This window comes from Streptomyces albidus (ex Kaewkla and Franco 2022), assembly GCF_013870515.1.
GTDB classification, from domain to species: Bacteria; Actinomycetota; Actinomycetes; order Streptomycetales; family Streptomycetaceae; genus Streptomyces; species Streptomyces albidus.
Genome location: NZ_JACBXA010000093.1, coordinates 1 through 19,408 on the forward strand (window position 1 = coordinate 1; position 19,408 = coordinate 19,408).

15 protein-coding genes and 1 pseudogene are annotated in these 19,408 nt (G+C 70.9%); 14 read left to right on the forward strand and 2 right to left on the reverse strand.

What is annotated here, in order from left to right; translation table 11 throughout:
* From H5J26_RS15785 to H5J26_RS15795, 3 genes are all read left to right on the forward strand, one after another.
* A partial coding sequence (locus H5J26_RS15785; RefSeq protein ID WP_181766495.1) for a hypothetical protein occupies positions 1 to 345 on the forward strand: 345 nt, incomplete at its 5' end.
* Complete coding sequence (locus H5J26_RS15790; protein ID WP_181766496.1) at positions 335 to 2,698, forward strand: prolyl oligopeptidase family serine peptidase; 2,364 nt, start codon at positions 335 to 337, stop codon at positions 2,696 to 2,698. The genes H5J26_RS15785 and H5J26_RS15790, both read left to right, overlap by 11 nt.
* A 3-nt stretch (positions 2,699 to 2,701) precedes the next feature.
* A complete protein-coding gene (locus H5J26_RS15795) occupies positions 2,702 to 4,696 on the forward strand; it encodes an ABC transporter ATP-binding protein (protein WP_181766497.1) in 1,995 nt (664 codons plus the stop codon).
* Positions 4,697 to 4,781: 85 nt separating this feature from the next.
* On the opposite strand, the gene H5J26_RS15800 is transcribed toward H5J26_RS15795, so the two are convergent.
* Positions 4,782 to 5,753 carry a hypothetical protein gene (locus tag H5J26_RS15800; RefSeq protein WP_181766498.1) on the reverse strand — a complete coding sequence of 324 codons (972 nt, stop codon included), beginning with the start codon at positions 5,751 to 5,753 and terminating at the stop codon, positions 4,782 to 4,784.
* Between the two features lie 533 nt (positions 5,754 to 6,286).
* Here H5J26_RS15800 and H5J26_RS15805 point away from each other — a divergent pair.
* The 11 genes from H5J26_RS15805 (at position 6,287) to H5J26_RS15855 (ending at position 18,165) form a co-directional block, all read left to right on the forward strand.
* On the forward strand, positions 6,287 to 9,196 hold the full coding sequence (locus tag H5J26_RS15805; RefSeq protein WP_181766499.1) for a hypothetical protein: 2,910 nt from the start codon (positions 6,287 to 6,289) through the stop codon (positions 9,194 to 9,196).
* 243 nt (positions 9,197 to 9,439) lie between these two features.
* Entirely contained in the window at positions 9,440 to 10,042 is a 603-nt protein-coding gene (locus H5J26_RS15810; protein ID WP_181766500.1) for a hypothetical protein, read from the forward strand.
* 193 nt (positions 10,043 to 10,235) lie between these two features.
* Positions 10,236 to 11,210, forward strand: coding sequence for an AraC family transcriptional regulator (locus H5J26_RS15815; RefSeq protein ID WP_181766501.1), 975 nt, complete (start codon positions 10,236 to 10,238; stop codon positions 11,208 to 11,210).
* A gap of 22 nt (positions 11,211 to 11,232) precedes the next feature.
* Positions 11,233 to 12,240: a helix-turn-helix transcriptional regulator gene (locus H5J26_RS15820; RefSeq protein WP_181766502.1), complete on the forward strand. Its 1,008-nt coding sequence runs from the start codon at positions 11,233 to 11,235 to the stop codon at positions 12,238 to 12,240.
* Positions 12,241 to 12,443: 203 nt separating this feature from the next.
* Positions 12,444 to 12,584, forward strand: coding sequence for a hypothetical protein (locus H5J26_RS15825; protein ID WP_181766503.1), 141 nt, complete (start codon positions 12,444 to 12,446; stop codon positions 12,582 to 12,584).
* A gap of 223 nt (positions 12,585 to 12,807) precedes the next feature.
* On the forward strand, positions 12,808 to 14,304 hold the full coding sequence (locus H5J26_RS15830; RefSeq protein ID WP_181766504.1) for an ATP-binding protein: 1,497 nt from the start codon (positions 12,808 to 12,810) through the stop codon (positions 14,302 to 14,304).
* A complete protein-coding gene (locus H5J26_RS15835; protein WP_210771388.1) occupies positions 14,301 to 14,705 on the forward strand; it encodes a roadblock/LC7 domain-containing protein in 405 nt (134 codons plus the stop codon). The genes H5J26_RS15830 and H5J26_RS15835 overlap by 4 nt, the downstream gene beginning before the upstream one ends.
* 74 nt (positions 14,706 to 14,779) lie before the next feature.
* Positions 14,780 to 15,061, forward strand: a complete 282-nt coding sequence (locus tag H5J26_RS15840; protein WP_309237934.1) for a DUF742 domain-containing protein — start codon at positions 14,780 to 14,782, stop codon at positions 15,059 to 15,061.
* Positions 15,033 to 15,641 carry a GTP-binding protein gene (locus H5J26_RS15845; RefSeq protein ID WP_181766505.1) on the forward strand — a complete coding sequence of 203 codons (609 nt, stop codon included), beginning with the start codon at positions 15,033 to 15,035 and terminating at the stop codon, positions 15,639 to 15,641. The genes H5J26_RS15840 and H5J26_RS15845 overlap by 29 nt, the downstream gene beginning before the upstream one ends.
* Positions 15,638 to 16,912, forward strand: coding sequence for a cytochrome P450 (locus tag H5J26_RS15850; RefSeq protein WP_309237935.1), 1,275 nt, complete (start codon positions 15,638 to 15,640; stop codon positions 16,910 to 16,912). The genes H5J26_RS15845 and H5J26_RS15850 overlap by 4 nt, the downstream gene beginning before the upstream one ends.
* Entirely contained in the window at positions 16,909 to 18,165 is a 1,257-nt protein-coding gene (locus H5J26_RS15855; protein ID WP_181766506.1) for a cytochrome P450 family protein, read from the forward strand. The genes H5J26_RS15850 and H5J26_RS15855 overlap by 4 nt, the downstream gene beginning before the upstream one ends.
* Before the next feature lie 122 nt (positions 18,166 to 18,287).
* Here H5J26_RS15855 and H5J26_RS15860 read toward each other — a convergent pair.
* Positions 18,288 to 19,408 (reverse strand): annotated as a pseudogene (locus tag H5J26_RS15860) (FtsX-like permease family protein); the annotation flags it as partial.

The window sequence follows — 19,408 nt, forward strand, 5'->3', positions numbered from 1 at the left end:
AGGCGTAAGGCGCGTGCCGAGGAAGCGGCCGAGGCGGCCGTCGCGCAGTGCGCCGAACCGGTTGCCGCGGTGCGTCTGTACGTGTCGGACAACTGCCCCGCGTGCCGCGCGCTCAAGCAGCTCATCGGCGCGATGGAGCCCGTACGCCAGGACCGCATCGCCATGACGGTGGTCAGCAGCGGCAGCGAACTCCCGCCGGAGATGGAGGACATGTCGGTGCCCGCCGCCATGCCGGTCGACGCGGCGGGTGATCCGGTCTGCACGCCGGTGTCGGGGATCGGCGCGGTCAAGGCCCTGATCGACACCATCGTCATCACCGGACGGGACACCGCGCATGCCGCCTGAGGCACTTGCGGCCCCGCTGCCGGCGCCGACCCGTGAACACGAGCGGGAGACGGTCCACTTCCGGCCCGACCTGTCCGCCTGGGCCGTGCTCGGCCACGAGGGGCGCCCGTCCGTCGCGGACCACAACCCGGCGTCCGTCCACTGGCGTGACTTGACCATCGACCCCGATCTCACGGGCATCGCGCCGACTCGCGCCCGGCACGCGGCAGTCGTCGTCACCGGCGCCTCCGGTGGGGGGCCGTGGAGGCTTCCGCTGCGGACACTGCTGTGCGCCGGGCTCGCCTGGCATCCACGGCTCCCCCTGCTCGCGGGGCTGGTCCAGCAGGGGAACCTCCTGCACCCGTGGACGGCCGACTACGTCAACTGCCGCCTGACCGTTCACGAACAGGTGCGGGCCGCGTTGTCGCTGTCCTCGCGGCGACCAGGGCAGGCGGCGCTCACGTGGTGCGGGGAGAGGGAGTTGGCGCTACTGACCACGGGGGCCGCCGATTCTGACCCGGTCACGGCCTCGCACTCGGAAGCGGCCACCGACTCGACCGGCGGCACGGAACACCGGCCGGGCGGGGGCGACGAGTGGAGTCCCGTGGTGTACGAGGCGACAGGGCCGGGGCATGTCGCGTTCCTGCCCGGCATCGCCGAACTCCTGCGCCTGGCCGGGGCGTCGGTGTCCGTGCTGACTCCGGCCACCGGTGAGGTGTGCACCCTCGGTGCGCCGCTGCTCGTGGGCAGTCTGACGGCGTCGCCGAGCGGGCAGCGGCTGCTCGTCGAGCACGCCACCGCCCCCGGTATGCAGCAGCGCCCGCAGGGGTCAGGCGACGACGGGCTCAACTGGTCGCGCGCGGTGCTGAGTTCGGGCGACGGCTCCTGGACGGGCGTCCCGCCGAACGCGCGCTGGGTGACGGGCCGCGGAGACTGCGGGAACTGCGAGGACTGCGGGAAGTGCGGGGACACGATCGCGTCGAGTGCGCCGGTCGCGGGCGGCACGGGGGTCCGCCTGCGCTCGTTCGTCGACGACGCCGACGCCCGGGAGTCTCCAGCCGCGGAGCTCACGATCGCCCATGAGGGAGACGATCCGCCGCTGTGGTGGCGGTGCGTGTCCGTCGAAGGCGAACCGGCCGTCGTCAGCCGGCACCGCGCGGAGCTGCGATTCGGCACACCCGGGGGTGGGTTTCCGGTACCGCTGCCGTCGGGGCTCGGCAGACTCGGGGCCTGTGCCGCCGAACGCGACGGCGAGGGCGTGCTCGTCGGCTGCGTGCAGGACGGACGCGCCGCGCTTCTCCGCTTCGACCGCGCGAGGAAGACCGCGGGGCTCGTCGTCGAACCACCGCCCGACGAGAACGACGGCCCCCTCGAAGCGAGTTGGGCGTCGGTCGAGGACGGCACGCCCGCCGTCGTCACACAGCGAGGGGGGCGCCGCTTCGTGCGTCATGTGCTGCGCGGCGACCGCCTTCGCCGGGAGGACGCGACCATGCCTGCACTCATTCGTCCGGCGCAGTCTTCCGGCCGCGGGGGAGTAGTGCCGCACGCGCTGGGCCTGCCGGCCCCGGACGAGGGGGACAGCGCACGGCTGACGCTTGTCACCGGGCACCACGACGACACCGACTCCACGGACGACACCGACTCCACGGGCGACACGGATGCCACCGGTGCGGCGAACCCGGCAGAGGCGTCGGCACAGCTGCTGTGGATCCACGTCCGCCGCAGCTCCGCCCGGCCCGTCCACCCGGACGCCTTTCCCCAACTGTCCGGCCTGCGTTCACCCGCCGCCCTGCTCGATCTGCCGCTGCGCTGGCCGGACGACGCCGACGTGGCCTGTGTGCAACGGCAGATCCTCCACGCCGTCGACAACGCGGTCGACGCACTGCGTGAGCGGCACGGGCGTGAGGAGCCCGTCGTCGTGGGCGGCCACAGCTTCGCCGCGACGGTCGCGCTTCACGCGCTCGCTCACAGCACCGCTCCTCTCGCCGGGGCGATCGCCCACAGCGGCTGCTACAACCGGACGCTCACACCGGAGGGGTTCCAGTACGAGCGGCGCAGCTACTGGCAGGCGCCGGAGCTCTACCGGGCCTTCAGCGCCGTCGACTTCGCCGACAGGCTCGACAGGCCGGTGCTGCTCGTGCACGGCTGCGACGACACCAACACCTCGACTCCGCCCGATCAGGCGGTGGCCCTGTACCGCGCCGTGGTGGCAACCGGCGGCCGGGCACGGCTCGTTCTCCTGCCTCGCGAAGGCCACAGCTTCCGGCACCGGGAAAGCCTGGAGACCGTGACGCGGGAGCACGACGCGTGGCTTGCTGCCTGCTCCGTGCGTCCTGACCGGACGCGGCAGGCGAACACCGCTGAGAGGACCTGACCGATGGCACGAGCCGACCAGGACCGAGCCGTGCCCACCGGAGGGTGGCCCGGGGACGCACGCGACGAAGAATCCGAGAAGGGCGTCGGGGACCAACGCGTGGGCACCGCCGACCTGTTGGGCGCCTGCGGTTTCATCGTGCGCATGGCCTGGCAGGCCGACCGCCGCCGGCTCGCCGGCATCGTCGCCGTGCAACTGTTCACGGCGACGGGCCTGGCAGTGCTCGTGCTGGTGCTGAGGGGAACCCTGGGCGCTGCGTTCTCGCTCGACGGGGCGGGGAGTTCGTCGGGCGACGGGCTCATCCTCGCCCTCTGCGGGCTGGTGGCGATGGCTTCGGTGGGCGGCATCCTGCGTACGGCCGCGAGCGGTTGGCAACGGGTGCTCGCGGTGAAGGCCGACCGCCACATCATGGCCGCGGTGCTGCGCAGTGCCGCGCGATCGGATCTCGCGCGCTTCGAGGACCCTCAGTTCCACGATCGGCTGAAGCAGGCGGTGTTCGCCTCACGGTCCCAGCCGGTGGTGGTCGTCACCGCGCTGATCGGCGCTCTTCAGGCGGTGTTGAGCATCGTCGCCGTCGGAGCGGCGTTCGCCGTCATGACCTGGTGGCTGCTGCCGTTCACCGCCTTGTCGGTGCTGCCCGTGCTGAAGGCCGCCCGCGACGAACGCAACGCCGACTACCGCCTGCACGGCCAGCTGGCCGAGGGCCGCCGCGTCCGCGAGTATCTGGAGCAGCTGCTCGCGGGGCACGACGCGGCGAAGGAGATCCGCGCGCTCGGTCTCGGGGACATGCTCCAGGGCCGCTGGAACAGCCGCTATGCGGAGGAGATCGCCGGCACGTCCGCGATGCAGAGCCGTCACACGCGCCGGAAGATCCTGGCCCGCCTGCTGGGCGACCTCGTCTTCGTCGCCGTCATCGCCGCCATGTGGTGGACGGTGCGCACCGGCGGCGTCGGGCTTCCCACGGCGCTGGCCGCTCTGGGCGCGCTCTTGATGCTGGCCACGCGGGTCCAGATGCTCGGCTACGTCCTGAACAACATCGGTGCGTCAGCCGTGTACGTGAAGGACATCCGCACCTTCACGCGGGAGGCGTCCGGAGCTTCCGGCGACGTCGATGTCGACGGGGGACGGGAACCGACGTCGACGCACCTTCCGGCAACGGTGACTTCGAGCAAGGGGCGGCCGGCTTTCTCCCGTCTGCGTGCGGAGAGGATCTCCTTCTCGTACCCGGGCTCCGCCCGCCCGGCCCTGCGGGAGGTGTCGGTGGAGCTCGGTGCGGGGGAGCTGGTGGCCGTCGTGGGAGCGAACGGATCCGGCAAGTCCACGTTGGCGAAGATCCTCGCCGGCCTCTACGAACCCGACGGCGGCCGTCTCGTGCAGGACGGTCAACAGGCCACCCGGCCGGAAGAGTTGCGCGCCGCGACCGCTGTCGTCTTCCAGGACTTCGTGCGCTTCAAGCTCTCCGCGCTCGACAACATCGCCTTCGGACGTCCCGAGGCACGGGTGGAACCCGGCGCCGTCGCCGCTGCCGCGGCGGACGCGGGGGCGCGCGGCGTCATCGACGGGCTGCCGCTGGGGTACGACACGGTGCTGAGCAAGGAGTTCACGGACGGCGCGGACCTCTCGCTCGGTCAGTGGCAGCGCCTGGCTCTGGCGCGCGCCTTCTACCGGGACTCTCCCTTCGTCATCCTCGACGAACCGACGGCGTCCCTCGATCCGCAGGCGGAGGCGGACCTGTTCGGCCGGATCCGCACGCTGTTCGCGGGCCGCACGGTGCTGGTCATCTCGCACCGGTTCTCCAACGTCCGCAATGCCGACCGGATTTACGTCATGGAGTCCGGACGCGTCATCGAGAACGGCAGCCACGACGAGCTGACGGCCTTGGACGGCACCTACGCCCGGTTGTTCCGGTTGCAGGCTGAGGCGTATCAGGCGGGCGGACGCCCGCAGGACCGCGAGGCGGTTTCCGGCGGCACGTCACCTGTCGCCGCCCTGCCGTGAGGGCAGGCGAGGAAGGGAGTGAGTGCCGCCGAAACCGAAACCGAAGCCGAACCTGCCCGCAGCCGTCCCGCAGCTGTCCGGCGACTCAGGCGGTGAGGACGCCGAGGAGCCGTTCACCGCGCTGTGTCAGCACGAGACGCACCTGTTGTCCCTGGCGTTTGCGCCGGACGAGGCCCGCCGCCTCCAGTTGCTTGCAGTGGTGGGTCGCTGCGCCGGGTGCGCAGCGCAGCAGTGCGCTGATCTCACCCATCGTCAGACCTCGGTGCGCGTGGCGCAGCACCAGGGCGCGCATGCCGCCCAGCACGGCTTCGAGGGGGCCTGACGTACGGGAGTCGGCCAAGGTCACGTCGGACATCAACTTCCGCAGCCCCGGGACCGGATAGCCGATCCACGGTGAGCCCGTGCGGCCCAGCCCGACGACGCACGCCCTCGAACCGGAGACCAACGGCACGAGCTGAAGCCGCCGTTCGCGTACGTCGAGGATCTGCGTGCGGCCGCCCGGCAGACGCAGCCCGTCCGCGGTGCGGCTGACGCGCGGACCGAGACAGGCGAGCGCCGCCTCCAGCGTGCCCGTGACCGAGGCGATGCCGATGCGTTCGGCCTCGAGCTCCAGCAGGTGCCGCGACCGCTGCCAGACGGGCGCGAACGCCGACCAGATGCGGGTCATCGCCTCGACGTAGGCGCGGACGAACGGCTCCGAACAGTCCAATACGCGCAGCCACTTGGACGGAATCCCCGTGGGGAACTGCTCCGCCAGGTCCCCGGCGAGCCTGTACGGCGCGAGAGCCGCCATCCGTTCGAGCTGCTCGGGGACCCCGTCCGAATCGAGCGGGAGAGGCGACAGGCACGTCGGCAGCCACAGCCTTCCGCTCTCGCACGCCGGGCGCAGCACCCGCATCGCCGCAGCCGGGCACGCCTTGCGTGCGGCGGTCCGCCAGTCCGACGGCACTCCCTGGACCACGGTGCCGAGCGCGTCGGCCAGCAACGACAGCACCGTGGGTAAAGGCTGACGGCCCACCGAGACTCTCAGGTCGTCGAGCGGTCCCAAACGCAGCACAGACTCGTACATCACTTGCCCCCGTTTTCGTGCGACGCCCCTTCCCGCCGTGACCGGCGGACGCAGGGCCTCCGTCTCCAGCCGTACCAGGGAGCCGTTGTTCGCGTTCCTGCGTGGAACGCCGAACAACAGGAAGCGAACAACGCCGGTCCACGGCCGCCCGCTTCGCTCGTGGCTTCGCCGTGAACCCGTGCAGGTGGGAGCTGCATCCGCCGATCGCCCGGTACGGGTCTCACGGGGGCGCATCGCGTGTGCCCGACGGGGCGCACGAGGCGTACGTCGTCCCGCCCGAGCCCGTCCGTATCGCAACGGATGCTCGACGATCGTGTCCGGTTGTCGCTACGGCTTCGGGTCAGGGGCGGGTGACCTGCGACCAAGTCGCGCGCCAGGGCGTCCCAGACAGGGGCGCAGCTCAGGTGCGTCGCGGCGCTCAAGGCCGGCGGGCGGACGTCCGGCCGATGCGCCCCGTTGCCCGCTGCTGTCGTTGAACGGGGTGCACGCGTGAGACTTCGAAAGGCTTGGGGGGACGGGTAATGCCACGGAAGGAGCTGCCGCTCGCTGCGGGGGACGGGGCGTTGCTGAGCTTCGCCGCGGACCTGCGCCGGTTACGGCACGACGCGGGCAGCCCGTCGTACCGGGCGCTGTCGGGGAGGGCGCACTTCTCCATCGCCACCCTGTCCGGCGCCGCGTCAGGCCGCCGACTGCCGTCTCTGGAAGTGGCGTTGGCGTACGTGCGGGCCTGCGGCGGGGACACGGACCGTTGGGAGCAGCGCTGGCGCGATGTTGCTGCCGAGGTCGCAGCCGAGGCCGCCGCCGAACGAGATGCCGACGAGGAGGGCACCGAGTCGTCGGAGGGGGCCGAACGAGCCCCGTACGCGGGGCTGGCCGCGTTCCAAGCCGCCGACTCCGAGTGGTTCTTCGGCCGCGAGCGGCTCGTCGAGGACCTGGTCGACCGCGTGGCCACACAGAGGATCGTGGCCCTCTTCGGCGCCTCCGGTGCGGGCAAGTCCTCGCTGCTGCGCGCTGGTCTGCTGCCGCGACTGCGGTCCGCGAACCGGACGGTGCTGCTGTTCACGCCGGGCCCGCACCCCTTGGAGGAGCTCGCGATCCTCCTGGCGTCCGCTGCGAACTCCACCCCGGGACGGCTGAACAACGACTTCGCGGACGAGCCGCAGAACGTGCACCGCACGCTGCGGCAGATCGCAGCGGACCGGGAAGCGGACGCCGAATTCGTCCTCGTCGTGGACCAGTTCGAGGAGCTGTTCACCGTCTGCACCGACCGTGAGGAGAGGGCGGCGTTCATCTCCGCGCTGGTCTTCGCCGCCCGTACGGCGAACAGCAGATGCCGCGTGATCCTCGGTGTACGCGCTGACTTCTACTCCCACTGCGCTCAGGAGCCCGAGCTGGTGGAGGCGCTGAGGGACGCGCAGATCACCGTCGGGCCCATGAACGCGGACGAGTTGCACCGGGCCATCGTCCAGCCCGCCGCCCGGTCGGGCTGCCGGGTGGAGGGTCAACTGCTCACGCACCTGGTGGCGCACGCCCAGGGCCAGGCCGCGGTGCTGCCGCTGCTGTCACACGCACTGCTGGAGACGTGGCGCCGCCGCAGGGGCAATCAGCTCACCCTCGCCGGTTTCCGCGCGGCCGGTGCGGTCGAGGGTTCGCTGGCGCAGTCGGCGGAGGCGTTCTACGGGAAGCTCGCCCCGCAGCAGCGCGTCGTCGCCCGGCAGCTCTTCCTGCGCCTCACGGCTCTGGGCGAAGGCACCGAGGACACCAAACGCCGCATCAGCCGTACGGAACTGGACGTCGACGAGGACACCGGGGTCGTACTGGAGAGGGCGGCGGCGGCGCGGTTGATCACCCTCGACGAACAGCGGCTGGAGGTCACCCACGAAGCGCTGATCCGGGGCTGGCCGAGGTTGCGCGCATGGCTGGCCGACAGCCGGCAGGAGCTGCGGACGCACCGGCAGCTCACCGAGGCCGCCGGGACGTGGGAGTCCCTCGGCCGGGATCCGGGCGCCCTCTACCGCGGCGCGCGCCTCACCGTCGCGCGGCAGGCAGCTCAGTCGGGCTGCCTCGGACTGACCGTGCACGAGAGCGCCTTCCTCGAGGCCAGCACCGAGGCCGAGAGCGCCGAGGCCGCGACAGCGCACCGGCGTTCCCGGCGACTTCGCGTCCTCGTCGTCTCCCTCGCTCTTCTGCTCGTGGCCACCACCGCCATGACGGTCTACGCGACGCGCGCCAACCGGGAGGTGACCCGCCAGCGCAACAGCGCCGTCGCGAAGAACACGGCGGCGGCGGCGACCGGGCTCGTCCCGAAGAAGCCGGCCACGGCGATCCAACTGGCCCTGGCCGCCTACCGGCTGGCGCCCGCCCGCGGCACGAGGGACAGGCTCCTCAGCACACTCATGCCTTCGTGGAACGGGCACCGGGGAGAACTCCTCTCTCTCGCGATCCGTCCGGGCGGCAGGACGATGGCCACGGGCGGGGGCGACGGGAAGGTCAGGCTCTGGGACGTCCACAAGCCAAGGAGCGCCGAGCAGCTCTCCGTCCTGAACGGGCACAAGGGCACCGTGTACGCGGTGGAGATGCGCCGCGACGGCCACGTCCTGGCCACCGCCGGCTCCGACCGGACGATCCGCCTGTGGGGCGTCGCCGACCCGGAGCACCCGGCGCTGCTGTCCACCACCCGAAGCCACACCGCCGACGTCCGCTCACTCGCGTTCAGCCCTGACGGCCGCACGCTCGCCAGCTCCGGCAACGACCGCACCACACGGCTGTGGGACATCGAGGACCCTGAGCACCCCGATCGGCTGGCCGTGCTGCGCGGCCACGAGGACACGGTCCGTTCGGTCGCCTTCAACCGCGACGGACGCACCCTCGCGACGGCCGGCGACGACGAGACGGTGCAGCTGTGGGATGTCGCCGACCCCGGCAGCCCGGACCGGCTGGCACGTCGGCGGGCCCACGACCTCGGGGTCTTCGACGTCGCGTTCAGCCCCACCTCCGACGTCCTCGCCACCTCGGGAGGCGGGGAGCAGCCCGCGAAGCTGTGGAGCATCAAGAACCCGCGGCAGCCCCGAGAACTGGCGGCGCTGTCGGGCCACAGCGACGTCGTCGGCGCCCTCGCCTTCAGCCCTGACGGACGCGCCGTCGCCTCGGCGGGCGACGACCGTACGGTCCGCTCGTGGGACATCTCCGACCCTGAACACCCCAGACGGCAGGTCACCCTCACCGGCTACACCACCGCCGTCGCCGCCGTCCGCTACTCACCGGACGGCACGACGCTGGTCTCCGGCGTCTTCGACGGCAGGGTGCGCATGCTGCCGGTCGACCTGCGCCGGGTCGTCCGGGGGGCCTGCGATGTCACGGGACGCGCGATCAGCCGGGCCGTGTGGGAGCGTCACCTGCCGGGGATCCCCTACGACCCGCCCTGTCGATGAGGCTGTCCGGCCGGTCGCGCGGAGGGCGTGCAACCTTGCCCGGATACACCCGGCAGCGGCTTCCCGAAGGGCACCCCGCACCCGCTTCTGCCCAGCGGGCGCACAGGCTGCCCGCGGGGCGAAGCCTTCTCGGCCCCCTGCTTGCCGCGGTCAGGGGGGCGCAGTTGCCTTGCAGGTGCCGCCGCCTCATCCGGAGCGACGGAACCGGTCGGGGAACACGCACGACGTACGGCGGTGGTGGACGTGATCAGCATCGAGACAGTGATCGCCCGTGCTCACAGCGCGGCCTTTCGCACCTACATGGTCTACATGCATGTGGAGAGCCCCGACGATCAGGTGGCGCGCGCCGCCCGCAGCGTCTCCGAAGCCGTCTTCCGGGCCGACATGCTGGCGGTCGAGGCCGCCGGCCGCTCCGGAGCGGTGAAGACCCGCACATGGATGGCGGCGGCGCGGCGAGCAGCGGACGCCGCGGAGGCGGCGGCGCTGGTCACACGGTCCGTCGCGGAATCGGGAGCCGCCGCATCCGGCCGGGCCGAGGCGGCGCTGGCGGCGGAGGCGGTGGTACCGCCGTCGTTGCAGCTCTCGGCGACCCGGCAGGACACGTGGGAGCGGAAAGCCGAGAAGACCGAGGCGTGGGCGGTACGTACCGCGTGGGACGCCTTCGGGCGTGTGCCGGCGAGCTGCGGACTCCCGCCCCGGATGGTCATGGCGGGCATGGCCCTACGGGAGGGCGGTGCCCCGCAACACTCGCGTGCACTGCGGTCAGACCCCGGCGGCCGTGATCAGCCGGTGCTCGACGGCGTCGGCCTCACCACGCCAGCGGGCTCCTGCCCGCCGGTGCCGTGAACCTGTGAAGCCACACGTGCCGTGAAGCCCGCGAAGCGGAAGAGACCCGTCGGGTCCCCGGTGAGCGCTCCCCGAGGCACATGACGGCGAAGCGAGCGCCCGGCGGAGCGGGCACTCCCCGGGGGCGTGGGGAGTACGGTCGAAAGGGCAGGGGGGATGACATATCCGGCCACCGAGGGTGGCGGAGGCACTCATGTCCGTTCAGACCGAGCAGCTGCCGGTCGAGAGATTCGAGTTCAACACGGCGGACCCGGCGGCTGCGGAATCAGTGATCAACGACACGTATGTCGGCTACCGGCCGCGTGTCTCCGGCAGCACGAAGGACTTCACCTTCGACGTCAGCCGTAGGAGCGCCGGGAGCCTGAGCCTCGACCACATCGCGCACTCGATGGCGATGACCGTCGAGAGCGAGCCGTTCGAGCAGCTGATGTTCTTCTTCCCCACCGAGGGGACGCTCGGTGTCGCCGCTGGCGGTGTGGAGGCCCGTCTGGGCGCGGGGAATCCGGTCCTGTACCCCGTAGGGGTCCCGCTCCGGATCAGCTGGAGCCCGATCCGTACGGAGATCCTCTCGATCCCGCTGGAAGCCGCCGAGCAGGCGGCGCCAGAGCATGACGACGTCCACACGCTCCGTTTCGTCGGCATGAGACCCGTCTCCAGCACGATGGACCGCTTCTGGCGCTCCACGGTCGGCTTCGTCGCGGCCCAACTCGAAGCCCCCGGAAGCCCGATGGCCGAGCCGCTGGTCCAGAGCCGGACGCTCGGGCTGCTGGGTGCCGCCGCCCTGCGGACCTTCCCCAACACCACGATGTCGGCCGACTACCGGCCCGGCCCCGGCCAGGCGGGACCGGCGGCGCTGCGCCGGGCGGTCGCGTTCATCGACGCCAACGCCGACCTGCCCATCACGCTGACCGACATCTGCGGCGCCGCAGCCGTATCCCCCCGAGCGCTGCAGTACGCCTTCGCACGCCACTACGACACAAGCCCGCTCGGCTACCTGCGCCGTGTGCGCCTGGAACGCGCACACCGCGATCTCCAGGCCGCCGATCCCACCACGGGCGCGACGGTCGCCGGAATCGCGGCCCACTGGGGGTTCGCCAAGCCCGGCAACTTCTCCGCCGCGTACCACGGCGCGTACGGTCGCGCGCCCCGTCACACCCTCCGCAACTGACCACCGAGACTCAGGGAGATCGATGATGGCCACCACCACGAGCGCCAGCAGGCCGGCGTCGCAGTGGCTGGGCCGCAAGGAGCTCACCACTACCGACTCGGACGTGGCCGGCCAGTACCTGGTGGACAACTTCGGCACCGCGGTGCGCGTGAGTTCGATGTCCGACGACATGCGCATGCGGCTGATACATACGGATGCCGGCGCGTTCGCCGTCGGCGACTTCCGGATGGCGGCCGAACTCCACTTCGAGGCCGAGGCACCACAGACCATGGTCATCGCCCAACTCGACGCGGGAAGGGTCGAGCGGCAGTGCGACGGTGGCGCGGTGGAACGCTTCGGCCCCGGGGACGTCTTCCTCGTCGCCCAGCCCGACCTTCCCTACATCTCGCGCAGCCTGCACACCGAAGTGCGCACGCTGAGCGTCGACAACAGCTTCGTGCGGAAGACGGTCGGCGCACTGCCGGAGGACGAGCACGGGGCGGGACCGCTGACCTTCACCAGCCTCAGGCCCGCTTCCCAGGCCTCGGCCGACGGCGTCAAGCGGACCATCGCCTACATCACCGACGACCTGCTCGCCGACAACGAGCTCGCCTCGGAGCCCTTGGTGCTCGGCAACGCGGCACGCCTCCTGCTCGCCGGAGTCCTGGACGCCTTCCCCAACAACGTCCTCACGGAGCCCACGCCTTCCGACGGTCACGACGCCACGGCCGTCACCCTGCACAAGGCGGTCGCCTACATCGAGGAGAACGCCCGCAACGACATCACTGTCGCCGACATCGCCGAAGCCGCCCATGTCAGCCCGCACTCCCTGCATGAGGCCTTCCGCCGTCATCACGAGACCAGCGCACTCGGCTGTCTGCGCCGAGTCCGGCTCGAGCGCGCTCACTTCGACCTTCTCGCCGCCGACGCCGCGACCGGCGTGACTGTCGCCTCCGTGGCCGCCCACTGGGGTTTCCCGAGGCCCGCGGCCTTCGCCGCCCAGTACCAGGATGTCTACGGAGTCGCTCCGCTCGCCACCCTCAGCCTCTGATCCAACGGCCTCCGATCCGTGCGGGACGGCACGGAAGTCCGCTTTTCCACGGGTATTCCGCCGATTCCGGCGCAGTCCTCCGATTGCCGTCAGCACCGGAAATGCCGTTCGGAGTGCGACTTCAGTAAATTCACGTGGCCGATGACGGCGCGACTCCAATCCGGGTTCCCGGCAGCCGGGCGTACATGCATTGCGTCCGGCCCGTGGACATGCCGTGGACCAAGTCGTTCGCCGTGTTCTTCACCTTGCCCTCCACCGAGCCCGTCGCCAAGTCCCTCACCTGGGCCTTCGCTTGGGCTCGCGTGCGCAACAAGCCCCGTCCGCATCGCGATTCGACCGGCTGATTCAAACCCAGCGGAGGCTCGCCTGCGCCGGATGTGCGCATGATCTGAGCCGGTCATTCCTCTCCGGATTCCCCAAATTCCCTTTTCTCGCGCAGAGTTACGCTCCGGCTCCTACACTGACGCAGCGTCAGCCTGTCTTTGCTCGTCGTCGACATGTGAAAGCCGCGGTCAGATTTTGAGTACACAATCGTTTGCCGACCGGGCAGGAAACCACGTTCAGGGCTTGTGGCGGATCGCATTGATATTCACGGGGGCCACGGTCGCCGCCCAGCTCGCCGGCTGGTGGGCGCAGTCCCCCGCAGTGATGACAGCCGGTTCGGTGGCCGCGCTGGGGCTGTTGGTCTGTGTGCCGAACCTCTGGCGCAGGCACCGTGACGACATCCAGTACGCAACTCACTGTGCGGAGCAGGCGGATCAGATTCGGCGCGCCACCGACACCCAGCTCAGCGCGGAGCAGGCGCGCTTGACGGACGAGTGGCAGGCATGGAGACACAGCCAGATCGAGGCGTTGGACGAATCGGTCGAGGCGTGGTGCCGCGACCTTAGTACGGTGCTCACGGAACGCCGGAAGCCGGAGTCCTCGGCCACCGGCCTCAGCCCCCGTACCGCGAATCTGCTCGACAAGGCGCTGGACGAGGTGGACGAGGAGCTCGTCGACGTCCAGGACGCCTGCGAACACGCGGTCGTCTTCCTCGCGCAGCGGCTCCAGGCCGGTGGTCTCCAGATCCAGGAGAAGGCAGGCGGGCTCCTGGGCAGACCCGAACCGGGGCTGCCCGAACTCGGCCTGGAGATCGACCACTTGGCGACCACGTTCGCGCACCATGCGCAGAGCCTGCGCATCCTCGGCGGATCGTGGACGGGGCAGCAGTGGCAGCAGACGGTCCCTCTCACCGACATCGTCCGCGCCGCAGGCGGCCAGATCACGGACTATCAGCGCGTGGTCATCGGCGGAGAACCCGACCTGGGCGTGAAGGACTTCGCGGCCGAATGGCTGATCCATCTCGTCGCCGAACTCCTCGGAAACGCGACGATGTACAGCCCCTGCACCAAGGAGGTCACCGCACAGCTGGAAGCGGTGCCCTCCGGAGCGGTCGTCCAGATCGACGACCGGGGGACCGGGATGACGGAGGCCCGACTCGAGCGTGCCCGCGAACTCGTGGCGGGAGAGCGCGACGCGGGCCTGCGTGATCTGCAGACCCCGCAGGTCGGCCTGGCGGTGGTCGGCAACATCGCGCGCCGGCTCAAGCTCCAGGTGAGCCTGGGGCGTTCACCGTACGGAGGCATCCGCGCCGTCGTGCTCGTGCCGATGGATCTGCTGGAGGCCGTCGACCCCGTGGACTCGATGCCCCTTCCCGAGGGTGTCTCCACGGCGCCGGCCGTCTCCTACTGGCGGGAAGAGGCCGAAGCGGTGGTGCCGGCCCGTACGGGTGCGAGTGCGCCGGCGCCGGTCATCGTGGCCCCGGCACCGCCGTCGGAGGAGCCCGACAGGGGCCGAGCGAGTGCTTTGCCCGAGCCTTCAGCGAAGGACACGGGGCTGCCGCGCCGGCGGTCGCCCCGTCACTCACGTCACGCCGCACCCGCCGCCGAGGCGGAGGCGAACGACTCCGGCATCGACGAAGACCCTGAAGCCGCCGCCTCGTTCATGAGCACCTTCGTGCTCGGAGGCCGGACCTCTTCGCCCGACGAAACCGACTCGCCCAGGGGAGACGACGACCGATGACGCAGGAAGCAGCTGCGCACGACCAGTCCTGGATGCTCAGCGACGTGGCCGGCGTCCCCGGCGTCCAGCATGCGGTGGTCCTCAGCGCGGACGGACTGGTGCGCGCCCGGACCGCCGACCTCGACGCCGACGACGCAGACACGCTGGCCGCGGCGGCGGCCGGACTGCAGTCACTCGGAACGAGTCTCGCGGGGCGGTTCGGCGAGGGCGGCGCCAAGCAGCACATGATCGAGTGGAAGGGGGGTTTCCTCTTCCTGCGAGGAGCGGGGGACGGGTCGAGGCTCGCGGTGATCACCAGCAACAAGGTCGACCCGGGAGTGATCGCCTCCCAGATGGTGCTCCAGGTGCAGCGGTTCGGTGAGCACCAGGCCACACCCCCGAGGAGGCCGTCGACATCGTGAGCGGGCCGGGAAGAGGACCTGTCCGGCCGTACGTGCTGACCGGGGGGCGCGCCCGTCCCCGACACCGGCTTTCGGTGGAGACGTTGCTGGAGACGGTCGACGCGGGGGGCGCCGGACTCCCCGTGACCGCCGGGCGGCACGAACAGATGCTGTGGCGCCTGTGCAGGCACCGGTTGTCCGTCGCGGAGACCGCCGCCCATCTGGACCTGCCCGTCAGCGTCGTCACGATCCTCGCCTGCGACCTGATCGAGGCCGGTCACCTGACCACACGTTCCCAGGCTCCGCAGGTGGAGCTTCCCGACCTGGACACACTCCAAGAGGTGTTGGATGGACTCCGCAGACGACTCAGCGCCTGAACCGCGCCACCTGGCCTCCACCGTCGACCAGGCGATGAAGATCCTCATCGTCGGGGCGTTCGGGGTCGGCAAGACGACCCTCGTGGAGAGCGTCAGCGAGATCGCTCCTCTGCGCACGGAGGAGACCATCACCCGGGCCAGTGCGGGTGTCGACGACCTCGCCGGGATCGAGGGGAAGACCTCGACCACCGTGGCAATGGACTTCGGGCGGATCACCCTCAACTCCCGCATGGCCCTGTACCTGTTCGGCGCTCCGGGCCAGCGGCGATTCTGGGACCTGTGGGAGGGGCTGGTCACCGGGGCCATCGGACTGCTCGTCGTCGTGGACACGCGCCGTCTGGAGGACAGCTTCGACGTCCTGGACCAACTCGACCTGCGCGGGCTGCCGTTCGCCGTCGCCGTCAACCACTTCCCGGACTCCGCCGGCCATGACGACGCGGACCTGCGTGACGCGCTCGATCTGCTCCCCGAGACCCCGCTCGTCCACCTCGACGCCCGCAGCCGCGACTCGTCGACGCAGGCCCTGATCGCCCTCGTCCAGTACGCCGCCCGCCTCAAGGCTCAGGAGAAGGTCGCGTGACCACGCCAGTCGCCCTGGACGTGCACCCGTCCGAGACGCTCATCTCGCTGACGGCCATCACACAGTCCAAGGACCCCCACCGCGTCTACGGCCAGCTCCGTCTCCAGTACGGTCCGGTCGCGCCCGTCGAACTCGAACCCGGTGTACGCGCATGGCTGGTGATGGGCGCCGAGCAGTTGCGCACCATCACCGAACGCGAGGCGTTCTTCTCGCGTGACGCCCGGAACTGGCGCGACCTCAACGACGGGATCGTCTCGCCCGACTCGGGGCTGCTCCCGATGATGGCGTACCGGCCCAACGTCATCGGTGCCGACCAGCAGGAGCACCGGCGCCTGCGCCAGCCTCTCGACGAGGGGATCAGCAGGATCAACCACCGGGCGCTGCGACGTCAGGTGCAGCAGATCTGCAGTGAGCTGATCGACGAGTTCTCCCGGCGCGGGACCGCCGACTTGGTCGCCGATTACGCGGCCTTCGTCCCCATGCTGGCCGTCGCAGGCCTCTTCGGCCTCGACACACGTCAGGGTCACGAACTGCGTGCCGCGCTCGTCGCGTTGTTCAGCAGTCAGGCCGATTCGCAGGTCGGCAACCGCAGCTTCGAGCAGATCCTCTTCGACACCCTCCAGGAGCGGCAGCGCAACCCGACGGCTGACCTCACCACCGCTCTGATGGACCACCCCAACCTTCAGGACGATCCCGAAGTGCTCCAGTCCATGGTGGTGATGGTCTCCGCCGGGAACGAGACCACCACCTGCTGGATCGCCCACACCCTCTACCGGATGATCACCGACACCTCATTCGACGACCGTCTGCGCGGCGGTCGGCTCGGTGTCGACGACGCCCTGGACGAGGTGCTGTGGCGTGAACCGCCCATGACGCACATGCCCGCACGCTACGCACTGCGCGACATCGATCTCGGGGGCCAGCCGGTACGCCACGGCGACGTCCTGATCCTCGGCCTCTCGGCGGCCAATTCGGATCCCGCGCTCTCGCCCCCCGGGCGGCGCCGGATCAACAACCGCGCCCACATGGCCTATTCAGCGGGACCGCACATGTGCCCGGCCCAGGACACGGCGCGTGTGATCACCCGTACCGCAGTCGACACCGCCCTGCACCTGCTGCCCGGTCTGAAGCTCACCGTCAGACCCGACGAGATCACCTGGAACCCCTCGCCCTGGACCCGCTGCCCCACCCGGCTCCTCGTCCGCTTCGCCGTTCCGCACGGCCTCATCACCGCGCCGACCCGCCTACGCACCGTTGGAGATTCAGCATGACCGCCGACCAGGCACCCGCTTCCGGTGTCCCGCACGTCGTCCTCGACCCCGGAGGCCGGGACCACCAAGGAGAGGCCGCGAGACTGCGTGACCTGGGGCCGGTGGTGCGTGTCACCCTGCCCGGCGACGTGGAGGCGTGGAGCGTCGCGCGCCACGATCTGCTCAACCAGCTGGTGATGGACTCCCGCGTCTCCAAGGACTGGCACAACTGGGGTGCCATGCAGCGCGGTGAGATCCCCGACGACTGGCCGCTGATCGGCATGGTCAAGGTCACCAACATGGTGACCGCCGACGGCGCGGAGCACCGTCGTCTGCGCAAGCTCGTCAGCCAGACCTTCACGGCTCGCCGCGTGGAGGAGCTGCGGCCCCGTACGACTGAGATCGTCGACCGGCTGCTGGACGAGCTGCCCTCCCGCGCCGACTCCGACGGAACCGTCGACCTGCGCCGGCACCTTGCCTACCCCGTGCCGATGCAGGTGATCAGCGACCTCTTCGGCATCCCGGAGTACGAACGGCCGGAACTCCGCGACGCGGTGGACAAGATCTTCCGGTCCGACCTCGACCCGTCCGTGGTCGCGGCGAACCAGGTGGCCGTCTACCAACTCCTGGCCCGGGTCGTCGAACTCCGCGGAAAGGAGCGCGGGGACGACCTGACCAGCGCCCTGATCACCGCACGCGAGGCCGAGCCGGACGCCCTCAGTCAGGAGGAGCTCGTCGGCACCCTCCTCGTCATGCTCTCCGCCGGCCACGAGACCACCCTCAGCCTCATCGTCAACGCCGTCCGCGCCCTGCTCACGCACCCGGACCAGCTGGCCCTGACCAGGGGAGGCGAGGACATGTGGCCCGCCGTCGTCGAGGAGACGCTGCGCTGGGACGCCCCCATCGGCAACTTCCCCTTCCGCTACCCGACGGAGGACATCGAGATCGCCGGGGTCACGATCCCCGCCGGCGACCCGATCATGGCCCCGTACAGCGCGGTCGGCAGGGACACGGCACACCACGGCCCGGAGGCGGGCAGCTTCGACATCACCCGCGAGCAGTCACGCCACTTGGCCTTCGGCCATGGCGTCCACGCCTGCCTCGGCGCACCCCTCGCCCGCCTCGAAGCCACGATCACGCTGCGGAAGCTCTTCGCCCGCTATCCCGACTTGATCCTCGGAGCCGCCCCGCAGACCCTCGATCCCGTCCCCTCGATGTTCTCCAACAGCGTCTCGTCGCTGCCCGTACGGCTCGGCCGGGCGGCCACGACGTGAGGTGAGACCGCGGCGGCGGCCGGACCAACGCGTCCTGTCCGCCGCCCGCATTCGGGAGACCGGCGTGACGACGCCCCCCTCGGGCCCGCGCACCGCATGCCCGAGGTGAACGCCGTACCGGGTCACGTCGTGCGCAGCTCTTCGAGATCCGTGCTGCTGCGCAGGAACAGCAGTCCCACACCCAGTGCGCCCAGGACCAGGACGAGGGTGCCCAGTCCGTACAGGGACAGCTCCTGGAAGGGAATCCGGGCCTGACGTATGACGTCGGGGACGACGGCGCCCTTTCCCGCGCACTCCGCGGCGTCGGCCGGGCACACCGGGCCGCCGGGAGCGAAGCCCCTGGAGCCGATGCCACGCGCGAACACCATGCCCACGCACATGGCGAGCAGGGTCGCCGGAAGGACCGGAGTGAGGGTCTGCCATGCCAGAGCGCGTCCGAGTACCCCTCTCGGGACTCCGGTCGCTGCGAGGGCCGCGTGGGTGCGGCGGCGGGAGACGACGCCTTCGGCGACCGCGACCAGCAGTCCCATGGTGGCCACGACGAGGGCGAGGACGACCGCGGTGTCGATGAGGTCCATGGTGTCGATGTAGAACCGGTCCTGCGGTGAGGGCGGGACGGGTTCGACGTACGCCAGCCTGTCGCTGATCCGCTGCCGGGCTCTCTCGGCCTGGAGTTGCGCCTCGAACCAGGCCCGTATGCCCGCGGAGCCCGCGCCGAAGACCACGCCGGCCAGCAGCGCGGCGAAGGTGCGGCTGCCGTTCCACGGATCGTCCATCAGACGCCGGGCGGCGAGCAGCGCGGCCGGGCGCCGGGCGAAACGGTGCAGGATCCGCCCGGCGGTGAAGGAGATCCAGCCGGTGCCCAGCACCACCCCGGCCACTGCGCAGAGGACTCCTCCGAAGAAGAGCAACGGCAGCATGGGTTCGGGCAGTTCGTCGCTCCGGCCTGCGTACCACCACTCGACGATCCGCTGGGCGCCGGCTGCGGAGCCGGCCCCCAGGAGGATCAGAACGCCGGGCCACGGTCGGGGGCTGGTGCGGCGACCGCTGCGACGGGCTATGCCGAACGGGCTCAGTGTCACCTTGCGCAGCATCAACGCGGCGGCGAGCGTGGCCAGGACGGGCAGGCCCAGCACCACTGCCGCCACGCCGACGGGGTGCGGCATCACGTCGGTGGGCAGCGGCAGCCGGCCCTGGGGACCGGGACGGTGCAGCAGTACGCGCAGCGTGAGGTAGGCGCCGA

Excerpts from the sequence above, each read along its gene's own strand:
- H5J26_RS15790 (WP_181766496.1), top strand. The coding sequence starts at position 335 with ATGCCGCCTGAGGCACTTGCGGCCCCGCTGCCGGCGCCGACCCGTGAA.
- H5J26_RS15795 (WP_181766497.1), top strand. The coding sequence starts at position 2,702 with ATGGCACGAGCCGACCAGGACCGAGCCGTGCCCACCGGAGGGTGGCCC.
- H5J26_RS15805 (WP_181766499.1), top strand. The coding sequence starts at position 6,287 with ATGCCACGGAAGGAGCTGCCGCTCGCTGCGGGGGACGGGGCGTTGCTG.
- H5J26_RS15815 (WP_181766501.1), top strand. The coding sequence starts at position 10,236 with ATGTCCGTTCAGACCGAGCAGCTGCCGGTCGAGAGATTCGAGTTCAAC.
- H5J26_RS15820 (WP_181766502.1), top strand. The coding sequence starts at position 11,233 with ATGATGGCCACCACCACGAGCGCCAGCAGGCCGGCGTCGCAGTGGCTG.
- H5J26_RS15835 (WP_210771388.1), top strand. The coding sequence starts at position 14,301 with ATGACGCAGGAAGCAGCTGCGCACGACCAGTCCTGGATGCTCAGCGAC.
- H5J26_RS15845 (WP_181766505.1), top strand. The coding sequence starts at position 15,033 with ATGGACTCCGCAGACGACTCAGCGCCTGAACCGCGCCACCTGGCCTCC.
- H5J26_RS15855 (WP_181766506.1), top strand. The coding sequence starts at position 16,909 with ATGACCGCCGACCAGGCACCCGCTTCCGGTGTCCCGCACGTCGTCCTC.